This is a genomic window from Streptomyces corallincola (genome assembly GCF_019104725.1).
GTDB classification, from domain to species: Bacteria; Actinomycetota; Actinomycetes; order Streptomycetales; family Streptomycetaceae; genus Streptomyces; species Streptomyces corallincola.
In genome coordinates this window covers 1-9,689 of record NZ_JAHRXF010000081.1, presented here as the reverse complement: position 1 = coordinate 9,689, position 9,689 = coordinate 1, and the positions used below count along the sequence as shown (strand labels likewise).

The 9,689-nt window shown below is 70.9% G+C and carries 13 protein-coding genes; 8 read left to right on the top strand and 5 right to left on the bottom strand.

Features of this window, described 5'->3' with window-relative positions:
* The first annotated feature begins 16 nt into the window (after nucleotides 1–16).
* The 4 genes from KUM39_RS27665 (at nucleotide 17) to KUM39_RS27650 (ending at nucleotide 2,701) form a co-directional block, all read left to right on the top strand.
* Nucleotides 17–1,195 carry a GAF domain-containing sensor histidine kinase gene (locus KUM39_RS27665; RefSeq protein ID WP_217788524.1) on the top strand — a complete coding sequence of 393 codons (1,179 nt, stop codon included), beginning with the start codon at nucleotides 17–19 and terminating at the stop codon, nucleotides 1,193–1,195.
* Nucleotides 1,188–1,829 carry a response regulator gene (locus KUM39_RS27660; protein ID WP_217788523.1) on the top strand — a complete coding sequence of 214 codons (642 nt, stop codon included), beginning with the start codon at nucleotides 1,188–1,190 and terminating at the stop codon, nucleotides 1,827–1,829. Before KUM39_RS27665 ends, KUM39_RS27660 begins: the two co-directional genes overlap by 8 nt.
* A 157-nt stretch (nucleotides 1,830–1,986) precedes the next feature.
* Entirely contained in the window at nucleotides 1,987–2,238 is a 252-nt protein-coding gene (locus KUM39_RS27655) for a chaplin (RefSeq protein WP_217788522.1), read from the top strand.
* A gap of 223 nt (nucleotides 2,239–2,461) precedes the next feature.
* A complete protein-coding gene (locus tag KUM39_RS27650) occupies nucleotides 2,462–2,701 on the top strand; it encodes a chaplin (protein WP_217788521.1) in 240 nt (79 codons plus the stop codon).
* Between the two features lie 182 nt (nucleotides 2,702–2,883).
* Here KUM39_RS27650 and KUM39_RS27645 read toward each other — a convergent pair whose 3' ends face one another.
* Nucleotides 2,884–3,672, bottom strand: coding sequence for an Rv1486c family protein (locus KUM39_RS27645; RefSeq protein ID WP_217788520.1), 789 nt, complete (start codon nucleotides 3,670–3,672; stop codon nucleotides 2,884–2,886).
* 151 nt (nucleotides 3,673–3,823) lie between these two features.
* On the opposite strand from KUM39_RS27645, the gene KUM39_RS27640 reads away from it, so the two are divergent.
* From KUM39_RS27640 to KUM39_RS27630, 3 genes are all read left to right on the top strand, one after another.
* Nucleotides 3,824–4,615, top strand: coding sequence for an ABC transporter ATP-binding protein (locus tag KUM39_RS27640; RefSeq protein ID WP_217788518.1), 792 nt, complete (start codon nucleotides 3,824–3,826; stop codon nucleotides 4,613–4,615).
* 133 nt (nucleotides 4,616–4,748) lie between these two features.
* Nucleotides 4,749–5,180, top strand: coding sequence for an NfeD family protein (locus KUM39_RS27635; RefSeq protein WP_217788517.1), 432 nt, complete (start codon nucleotides 4,749–4,751; stop codon nucleotides 5,178–5,180).
* 108 nt (nucleotides 5,181–5,288) lie between these two features.
* Entirely contained in the window at nucleotides 5,289–6,251 is a 963-nt protein-coding gene (locus KUM39_RS27630) for an SPFH domain-containing protein (RefSeq protein ID WP_217788516.1), read from the top strand.
* 93 nt (nucleotides 6,252–6,344) lie between these two features.
* Here the strand turns inward: KUM39_RS27630 and KUM39_RS27625 are convergent, their stop codons facing one another.
* The 3 genes from KUM39_RS27625 to KUM39_RS27615 all read right to left on the bottom strand — a co-directional run bounded on the left by KUM39_RS27625 (nucleotide 6,345) and on the right by KUM39_RS27615 (nucleotide 8,419).
* Nucleotides 6,345–6,848, bottom strand: a complete 504-nt coding sequence (locus tag KUM39_RS27625; protein WP_217788515.1) for an HNH endonuclease — start codon at nucleotides 6,846–6,848, stop codon at nucleotides 6,345–6,347.
* A 177-nt stretch (nucleotides 6,849–7,025) separates the two neighbouring features.
* The gene (locus tag KUM39_RS27620) at nucleotides 7,026–7,565 is read right to left on the bottom strand and encodes a YbhB/YbcL family Raf kinase inhibitor-like protein (protein ID WP_217788514.1); all 540 of its coding nucleotides are present in this window, start codon (nucleotides 7,563–7,565) and stop codon (nucleotides 7,026–7,028) included.
* A gap of 71 nt (nucleotides 7,566–7,636) precedes the next feature.
* A complete protein-coding gene (locus tag KUM39_RS27615; RefSeq protein WP_217788513.1) occupies nucleotides 7,637–8,419 on the bottom strand; it encodes a sporulation protein in 783 nt (260 codons plus the stop codon).
* 124 nt (nucleotides 8,420–8,543) lie between these two features.
* On the opposite strand from KUM39_RS27615, the gene KUM39_RS27610 reads away from it, so the two are divergent.
* A complete protein-coding gene (locus tag KUM39_RS27610; protein ID WP_217788512.1) occupies nucleotides 8,544–9,194 on the top strand; it encodes a DNA-3-methyladenine glycosylase in 651 nt (216 codons plus the stop codon).
* Nucleotides 9,195–9,282: 88 nt separating this feature from the next.
* Here KUM39_RS27610 and KUM39_RS27605 read toward each other — a convergent pair.
* Nucleotides 9,283–9,689: hypothetical protein (locus KUM39_RS27605; RefSeq protein WP_217788511.1), on the bottom strand; the 407-nt coding region annotated here is incomplete at its 5' end.

Below are 9,689 nucleotides of genomic sequence, written 5' to 3'. Positions count from 1 at the left end.
CGGTACCGTGAGGAACATGAGTCACGGCCCCCGGTCCGGCCTCGCCGCGGTCAGTTCCGCGCTGCTGGCCATGAGCAGGCAACTGGAGGTGCGCGACGTCCTGAAGACGATCGTCGCCTCCGCCCGCGAACTGCTCGACGCGCGCTACGCCGCCCTCGGCGTCCCCGACGACCACGGCGGCTTCGCCCAGTTCGTCGTGGACGGCGTGAGCGAGGAACAGTGGAGGGCCATCGGCCCCCTGCCCCGCCAGCACGGCATCCTCGCCGCGATGCTCCACGAGTCCGGCCCCCAGCGCCTCGCCGACGTCCGTGAGGACCCCCGCTTCGAGGGCTGGCCCGACGCCCACCCCGACCTCGCGGACTTCCTCGGGCTGCCCATCCGCGCGGGCGACGAGGTCGTCGGCGCCCTCTTCCTCGCCAACAAGCGCGGCCCCGCCGACTGCGCCGACCCCGCCCCGGCCGCCCAGCGCCCCCACCCGGCCTGCGGCTTCACCGCCGAGGACGAGGAACTGCTCGGCATCCTCGCCCAGCACGCCGCCATCGCCCTCACCAACGCCCGCCTCCACGAACGCAGCCGCGAGCTGACCATCGCCGAGGAACGCTCCCGCCTCGCCCACGAACTGCACGACGCCGTCAGCCAGAAACTCTTCTCCCTGCGCCTCACCGCCCAGGCCGCCACCTCGCTCATCGACCGCGACCCGGCCCGCGCCAGGAACGAACTGCACCGCGTCACCGCCCTCGCCGCCGAGGCCGCCGACGAACTCCGCGCCGCCGTCGTCGAACTCCGCCCCGCCGCCCTCGACGAGGACGGCCTCGTCGCCACCCTCCGCGACCAGGCACACGTGCTCGACCGCGCCCACACCGCGAAGGTCGCCTTCACCGCCGACGGCATCCGCGCCCTGCCCGCCGCCCAGGAAGAAGCCCTGCTCCGGGTCGCCCAGGAAGCCCTGCACAACGCCCTGCGCCACTCCTGCGCCGGACACGTGGACGTCACCCTGTGCCGACGCGGCGGCGGCGCCGTACTCCGGATCACCGACGACGGCACCGGCTTCGACCCCGCGTCCGTCCGCCGCGCCGGACGCCACCTCGGCCTGGTCTCCATGCGGGACCGCGCGAGCGGCGCCGGCGGCACCCTCACCGTGCGCTCGGCGCCCGGCGAGGGCACCACGATCGAAATGGAGGTCCCCGGTGGCTGAGCCGATCCGAGTGCTGCTCGTGGACGACCACCAGGTCGTACGACGCGGCCTGCGCACCTTCCTCGAAGTACAGGACGACATCGAGGTCGTCGGGGAGGCCGCCGACGGTGCCGAGGGCGTCGCCCGCGCCGAGGAACTGCGCCCCGACGTCGTCCTCATGGACATCAAGATGCCGGGCATGGACGGCGTGGACGCCCTGCGCCGCCTCCGTGAGCTGGACAACTCCGCCCGCGTGCTGATCGTCACCAGCTTCACCGAGCAGCGCACGGTCGTCCCCGCCCTGCGCGCGGGCGCCGCCGGTTACGTCTACAAGGACGTCGATCCCGACGCGCTCGCCGGAGCCATCCGCTCCGTGCACGCCGGGCACATCCTGCTCCAGCCCGAGGTGGCCGGTGCCCTGCTCTCCCAGGACGTGGCGGGCACCGGCCAGGGCAGGGGCGGCTCGCTCACCGAACGGGAACGCGAGGTGCTCGGCCTGATCGCCGACGGCCGCTCCAACCGGGAGATCGCCCGCGCCCTCGTCCTCTCCGAGAAGACCGTCAAGACGCACGTCTCCAACATCCTGATGAAACTCGACCTCGCCGACCGCACCCAGGCCGCCCTGTGGGCCGTACGCCACGGCGTCACCGGCTGACCCACGTCGGACAGTACGAAAAGTTCCGCACCGGCCTGAGATTCATACCGTCGTGGGAATGTCACCCGGATGGCGCATCCTCTCCGGCGCCAGGCCGTTCTCCAGTGCGTGCCGCGGCGACACCGCCGGGGCGGACACACCCAGGAGGGGTTGGACAGTGAAGAACCTGAAGAAGGCAGCGGCCGTGACGATGGTGGCCGGCGGTCTCGTGGCGGCCGGTGCGGGCATGGCCTCCGCCACCAACGGCGGCGGCGCCTGGGCGGGCGGTGAGGCCAAGCACTCTCCGGGTGTCGTCTCCGGCAACGTGATCCAGGCCCCGGTGCACGTGCCGGTCAACGCCGTCGGCAACAGCGTCAGCGTCATCGGCCTGCTGAACCCGGCCTTCGGCAACCTGGGCCTCAACCACTGAGGCAGCGGCACTGAGGCAGCACCACTGAGGCGCCCCGCACGGCGCGGACAGGCCCCCGGAGTCTCCGGGGGCCTGTCGGCCTGTCACGGTGTCGGCTTGTCATCCAAGTGATCTGTTCGGGCGCTCGCACCGCCCACCCCGCAACCGTCCCCGTACCCCCGCGTTGATCAGCGCACGACCCGGCCGACGGGCCGGACCCGCACACGCAGGAGGTACCCGTCCCATGAACATCGCCAAGAAGACCGCCCTCGCCCTCACCGTCGCCGGTATCGCCGCGGGCGCCTCCGCCGGTGCCGCCGTGGCCGACTCCGACGCCGCGGGTGCCGCCGCCCACTCCCCGGGCGTCGTCTCCGGCCTCACCGCCCAGGTCCCGGTCAACGTCCCCGTCAACGCCACCGGCCTCTCCGTGGACGTCGTCGGCCTGCTCAACCCGGCCTTCGGCAACACCGCCGCCAACAACTGAGCGGCCCCGCAACGTCATGGGCGGGCCGGGGGAGAAGCCCCGACCCGCCCACGAGGCGTAAGACGAGCGGGCCATGAAGCCGTACGGAGCCCGAGAAGCCCGTACCCCCGCCCACGAGCCCCGTGACGGCGAAGCGGCCCCCACCGCCGCCCCCGCCGACGCTCCCCCTCACCGGACGCCCGTTACCGCACGCCCCGCTCCCGCTCCTCCACCGCCGCGTTGTAGGCCGCCACCTGCGCCCGCCGCGCCGTCCGCTCCACCGGGCGCAGCGCCTCCGCCCGGGCCCGCATCTCCGCCGACGTCACCGCCGCGCCGTGCCCGTTGCCGTGGGCCAGGGAGACCAGCAGCCCCACCCGCCGGGCCAGCTCAAGCACCCGTACCGCACGCGGCGGATAGCCCGGCGCCAGTACCTCGTGGCCCTGCTCGGCCCGCGCCCGGTACGCGTCGATCGCCGCCTCCGCCACCGGACCCGAACCGGCCACGTCCAGCCGGGACAGCACCTCGGTCGCCTCGCGCAGCGCCTCCGCCAGCTCCCGTTCCGCCTCGCCCAGCGAGGGCACGTCGGCGGGCGGCGCCTCCCGCACCGGCAGTACGTCCCACACCACCTCCACATGCACGTCGCCCGCCGGCCCGGCCTCCCGCACCCGTGGCACCAGACCCAGCGCGGCACCCACGCACACCACGGCCTCCCCGGCCTCCAGCGCCCGCGCGTTGAACCCCGGCGGCCCGCTCAGCCCCAGCGGATGCCCCGGCGCCGGGAGCGCCACCCGCAGCCCCGTCGCCCCCAGCCCGCGCAGCCGCCCCAGCGCCAGCGACAGCCCCACCGGCACCGGTTCGCCCGGCAGCCCCTCCACCCGGTGCACCGCGTCCTCGCCGACGATGGCGACGACCGCGTCGTCCGGTGGGACAAGTCCGGCAAGGAGGGCGTTTCCCCAGGCGGCGAGCCGCCCTGAGCGAGGTTCCGTGAGCATGCCCCCACCCTAAGGACCCGGCCTGTGGAATGGGACGCCGCACGCGTGGCGTAGATTTCATAGGGGCTGCGCCCAGCGGCGCGGCGGACCGAACCACAGGCGTACGAGACAGCCGCGAGACCGGCACACTGCAAGGGGAGACAACGCGCTCATGAGCGATGTTCTGGAGCTTCAGGACGTATCCGTGGTCCGCGAGGGCCGGGCCCTGGTGGACCAGATCTCCTGGTCGGTGAAGGAGGGCGAGCGCTGGGTCATCCTCGGCCCCAACGGCGCCGGAAAGACCACCCTCCTCAACGTCGCCTCCAGCTACCTCTTCCCCACCACGGGCACCGCCACCATCCTCGGCGACACCCTCGGCAAGGTCGATGTCTTCGAACTCCGCCCCCGCATCGGCGTCGCCGGAGTGGCGATGGCCGAGAAGCTCCCCAAGCGGCAGACCGTCCTGCAGACCGTCCTCACCGCCGCCTACGGCATGACCGCCGGGTGGCAGGAGGAGTACGAGGCGGTGGACGAGCAGCGCGCCCGCGCCTTCCTCGACCGCCTCGGCATGAGCGACTACCTCGACCGCCGCTTCGGCACCCTCTCCGAGGGCGAGCGCAAGCGCACCCTGATCGCCCGCGCCCTGATGACCGACCCCGAACTGCTGCTGCTGGACGAGCCCGCAGCCGGTCTCGACCTCGGTGGCCGCGAGGACCTCGTACGAAGGCTCGGCCGACTCGCCCGCGACCCCATCGCCCCCTCGATGATCATGGTCACGCACCACGTCGAGGAGATCGCCCCCGGCTTCACCCACGTCCTGATGATCCGTCAGGGCAAGGTCCTCGCCGCCGGTCCCATCGAGCTGGAGCTGTCCTCCCGGAACCTCTCCCGCTGCTTCGGCCTCCCGCTCGTCGTCGAGCAGGTCGGTGACCGCTGGACCGCGCACGGCCTGCCCCTGTCCTGACCCGCACCGCCCGGCCCCGGCGGCGAAATCCCGTACGGCGCCGGGGTGTTGACGTGGCTGCCCGGGCACCCCGCCCGTCCGCCGACCCGTTCGCGCCCTGTCCGCCGACCCGCCGCCGCCCTAACATGACCATGTGAACGACATCGACGCATGGGTGTGGTGGCTCGTCGGCGCCGCCGCGCTGGGAATCCCGCTTGTGGTCACCGCGATGCCGGAGTTCGGGATGTTCGCGGTGGGGGCCGTCGCCGCCGCGGTCGCCGCGGGCCTCGGCTTCGGCGCCGTCATCCAGGTGCTCACCTTCGTCGTCGTCTCCGTGGCGCTCATCGCCGTCGTCCGCCCGCTGGCCAACCGGCACCTGCGCGGACGCCCCGAACTCGCCACCGGGATCGACGCGTTGAAGGGCAGACAGGCCGTCGTCACCGAACGCGTGGACGGCTCCGGCGGGCGCGTCAAACTCGCCGGAGAAGTCTGGTCCGCGCGCGCCCTCGACAACGGCCGAACCTACGAAGTGGGCCAGGAAGTGGACGTAGTGGACATCGAAGGAGCCACCGCCATCGTCATCTGAGCCGTCGCGCCCCCGAGTCGGGCCACCGTCTGACAGACTCGACCAGCAAGATCTTCCACACGACGTGATCTGCCGAAGCACGAGGCGGAGAGGGGTACGGGGACCACGATGGAACCGGTCATCATCGTCCTGATCATTCTGGTGGTGTTGGTCTTCATCGCCCTGATCAAGACCATCCAGGTCATCCCACAGGCCAGCGCCGCCATCGTCGAGCGCTTCGGCCGCTACACACGCACCCTCAACGCGGGCCTGAACATCGTGGTCCCGTTCATCGACACCATCCGCAACCGCATCGACCTGCGCGAACAGGTCGTGCCGTTCCCGCCCCAGCCGGTGATCACCCAGGACAACCTGGTCGTCAACATCGACACGGTCATCTATTACCAGGTGACCGACGCCCGCGCCGCCACCTACGAGGTCGCCAGCTACATCCAGGCGATCGAGCAGCTCACCGTCACCACGCTGCGCAACATCATCGGCGGCATGGACCTGGAGCGGACCCTCACCTCCCGCGAGGAGATCAACGCGGCCCTGCGCGGCGTCCTCGACGAGGCCACCGGCAAGTGGGGCATCCGCGTCAACCGCGTCGAGCTGAAAGCGATCGAACCGCCCACCTCCATCCAGGACTCGATGGAGAAGCAGATGCGCGCCGACCGTGACAAGCGCGCCGCGATCCTCACCGCCGAGGGCACCCGCCAGGCCGCGATCCTCACCGCCGAGGGCGAGAAGCAGTCCCAGATCCTGCGCGCCGAGGGTGAGGCCAAGGCCGCGGCCCTGCGCGCCGAGGGCGAGGCCCAGGCCGTCCGTACGGTCTTCGAGGCCATCCACGCGGGCGACCCCGACCAGAAGCTCCTCAGCTACCAGTACCTCCAGATGCTGCCGAAGATCGCCGAGGGCGACGCCAACAAGCTCTGGATCGTGCCCAGCGAGATCGGCGACGCCCTCAAGGGCCTCTCCGGCGCGATGGGCAACTTCGGCAACTTCGGCGGCGGTGGCGGAGGCGGCGGCCGGGGCGGCTCGGTCCCGCCCCAGGGCCCCGGCGAGCGCCGCGAGAAGCCGTCCATCGACTGACGGCCCCGGGCCCGCCGGCCCCGCCCCACGCCTACGACGGAACCCCGCGCCCCTCCCCGGGGACGCGGGGTTCCGTCACACACCCGGCGGCACTCAGGCCGCGTCGGTGATCAGCCACTCCGGGGAGTCCGACAGCTCCTGCCCCAGCGACAGCAGCATCGCGTCCGCGGGGGTCGGCTCGAAGGGCCGGTGCAGCAGCGTCATCCCCGCCTCCTCCGGCGTCCGCGCCGCCTTGCGGTGATTGTCCTCGGCACACGCGGCGACCGTGTTCAGCCAGGTGTCCTGCCCGCCCTGCGCCCGCGGCAGCACATGGTCCACCGTGGTCGCCCGCCTGCCGCAGTACGCGCACCTGTGGCGGTCCCGCACCAGCACACCCCGCCGCGACCACGCGGCTTGTCTTCGGAACGGCACTCTCACATAGCGGCAGAGCCGGATCACCCGAGGCGCGGGGATGTCCACATCGGCGCCGCGCATGCGCAGCTCGGCGTGGGCCTGTTCGACCACGGCCTTGTCCTGGAGCACCAGGACCACGGCCCGGTTCAGCGTCACCGTTGACAGCGGCTCGAAGCTCGCGTTCAGCACCAGCGTGTCCCGCATCCAGCCCACCTCCCGTGTGCACCGGCCCACCCCCCGGCGGGCTCGGATCAACTCTGGACGGGCTCGCCGAGATGGACAACGCAATAAAAATGCCCGCCCCTGATCACTTCCAAGACCAGGGGCGGGCAAACGTTCCGTGAACGACCGGCTCCGAAAAAATCCGGACGAACCCGGTCCTCAGCTCTCGGCGGGGTTCTCGAACTCACCGATCAGCTGGGCACGCGCGAGCGTGTGGAACCGCAGATTGAATCCCACGAAGGCCGGGGAGGCGTCCGCGTCCGGACCGAGCTTCTCCTCGTCCACCGCGTACACCGTGAAGACATAGCGGTGCGGGCCGTCACCGGGCGGCGGGGCCGCACCGCCGAAGTCCCGCGTCCCGTAGTCGTTGCGCACATGAGTCGCACCCTCGGGCAGCCCCTCGAACTTGCCGCCGCCCGCACCCGTCGGCAGCTCCGTCACGGACACCGGGATGTCGAACAGCACCCAGTGCCAGAAACCGCTGCCGGTCGGCGCGTCCGGGTCGTAGCAGGTCACCGCGAAGCTCTTGGTCTCCGCCGGGAACCCCTCCCACCGCAACTGCGGCGAGGTGTTCCCCTCGGCGTACACCTGGGCGGGACCCAGCGTCCCGCCCTCCGTGACGTCGTCACTGGTCACCGTGAACGACGGCACGGGCGGGTGGAAGTCATGGGGCAGCGGACGCCGCTTCAGCTCGGTCACCGGGATACCTCCTGATCAATCTGGATCATCCGTGGAACTCCGAGCCTAGGCGGTGTTCCGCGCGGGGCCAGTCAGAACCAGTTCCGGCGGCTGCCGACCTCGGACAGCCACTGGTTCAGATACGCCGCCCAGTCGGTCCCGTGGAAGTCGTCCAGGCCCACCTGGAAGGAACGGAACGTGTCCGAACCCTCGCTGAACAGGCCGCCCTTCTTGTCCATCTCCAGGACGACGTCCATCCCGTACCCGTCGGCCACGAAGCTCAGCTCGACCTGGTTCAGCCCGTGGTACTGCGACGGCGGGTAGAACTCGATCTCCTGATAGAAGGGGAGCTGCTGCCGGGTGCCCCGGATGTGACCGCGCTCCATGTCCGCGTTCTTGAAGCGGAACCCGAGCCGGATGAACGCGTCCAGGATGGCCTGCTGCACGGGCAGCGGATGCACATTGATCGGATCAAGGTCCGAGGAGTCCACCGCACGCGCGATCGCCAGCTCCGTGGTCACCCCGATGTGCATGCCCCGCAGGGCCTGCCCGTCGATCATGGTGACCGGCGTCTCCCAGGGGATCTCCAGCCCGAACGGCACCGCGTGCACCGCCCCCGCCTGCAACTCGAAGGCCCCGCCGAGCCGCACCTTGGTGAACTCGATGTTCTGCTTGTACTCCTCGTCACCGCTCTCGACCTCGACCTTGGCCTGAAGCCCCACCGACAGGCCCTCGACGTCCTGGTTCACCGAACCGCCCTGGATGCGCACCTCACCCTGGACCACACCGCCCGGCACCACGTTGACCTCGGTCAGCACCGTCTCCACCGAGGCCCCGCCGGCCCCGAGGCTCGCGAGCAGCTTCTTGAACGCCATGACTCTCCCTTTACGTTGGACCCTCGACCCCTACCAACGCGATCCCGCCCCCGCCGGTTCCGCCGCTCAGGGCGAGCGCCCGCGCACGCCCGCGCGCGATCGCGCTCGGCTACCCTCGGAGGGCATGATCACGTCCCCGGACCGTACGCCACTGCCGCGCGCCTTCTTCGACCGTCCGGTCCTGGACGTGGCCCCCGACCTCCTCGGCCGCCTCCTGCTCCGGACGACCCCGGACGGTCCGATCGTCCTGCGCATCACAGAGGTAGAGGCGTACGACGGCCCGAACGACCCCGGATCGCACGCCTACCGGGGCCCCACCGCCCGCAACGCGGTGATGTTCGGTCCCCCCGGCCATGTGTACGTCTACTTCACCTACGGCATGTGGCACTGCATGAACCTGGTCTGCGGCCCCGAAGGACGCGCGTGCGCGGTGCTGCTCAGGGCCGGTGAGATCGTCGAGGGCGTGGAACTGGCCCGCAAACGGCGGCCCACGGCCCGTAAGGACACCGAACTCGCCAAGGGCCCGGCCCGGTTGGCGACCGCGCTGGAGGTGGACCGCTCCCTGGACGGCACCGACGCCTGCGCCCCCGGCGAGACACCCCTACGTGTCCTGACCGGCACCCCTGTCTCCTCCGGCCTGGTACGCAGCGGCCCGCGCACGGGGGTCTCGGGCGCGGGCGGCAACGCGGAGGAGCATCCCTGGCGTTACTGGGCCGACGACGACCCGACCGTGAGCCCGTACCGCGCGCACGTCCCCAGACGCCGTTCGAGTTGACGCAGGTTTGAAACCTGCGTAATGTATCCCGAGCCGCTGAACCGGGTACGGCGATCGCCTGCAGCCGGAGCGGCCACCCACTACACAACTACAACCCCTCGCCGGGGTCGATTTCTGGCGCGCCCGCGTGCCCGAATTCGAACGCGAGAGACTCGATTATGAGTCGCCGGGGGGAATCGGTTAACGTAGTGAATGTCGAAAGGCCGGACGGCGAAAGCCGAAAAGCCCTGGACAACCCGCCGACCGGGAATCGGACGCCGAAAGGGTCTGATAGAGTCGGAACCGCCGGAAAGGGAAACGCGAAAGCGGAAACCTGGAAAGCACCGAGGAAATCGGATCGGAAAACGATCTGATAGAGTCGGAAACGCAAGATCGAAGGGAAGCCCGGAGGAAAGCCCGAGAGGGTGAGTACAACGGAAGCGACCGTTCCTTGAGAACTCAACAGCGTGCCAAAAGTCAACGCCAGATATGTTGATACCCCGTCTCCGGCCATCA

Coding starts and splice junctions, on each gene's coding strand:
- KUM39_RS27665 (WP_217788524.1), top strand. CDS start 17: ATGAGTCACGGCCCCCGGTCCGGCCTCGCCGCGGTCAGTTCCGCGCTG.
- KUM39_RS27650 (WP_217788521.1), top strand. CDS start 2,462: ATGAACATCGCCAAGAAGACCGCCCTCGCCCTCACCGTCGCCGGTATC.
- KUM39_RS27645 (WP_217788520.1), bottom strand. CDS start 3,672: ATGCTCACGGAACCTCGCTCAGGGCGGCTCGCCGCCTGGGGAAACGCC.
- KUM39_RS27640 (WP_217788518.1), top strand. CDS start 3,824: ATGAGCGATGTTCTGGAGCTTCAGGACGTATCCGTGGTCCGCGAGGGC.
- KUM39_RS27630 (WP_217788516.1), top strand. CDS start 5,289: ATGGAACCGGTCATCATCGTCCTGATCATTCTGGTGGTGTTGGTCTTC.
- KUM39_RS27625 (WP_217788515.1), bottom strand. CDS start 6,848: ATGCGGGACACGCTGGTGCTGAACGCGAGCTTCGAGCCGCTGTCAACG.
- KUM39_RS27615 (WP_217788513.1), bottom strand. CDS start 8,419: ATGGCGTTCAAGAAGCTGCTCGCGAGCCTCGGGGCCGGCGGGGCCTCG.
- KUM39_RS27610 (WP_217788512.1), top strand. CDS start 8,544: ATGATCACGTCCCCGGACCGTACGCCACTGCCGCGCGCCTTCTTCGAC.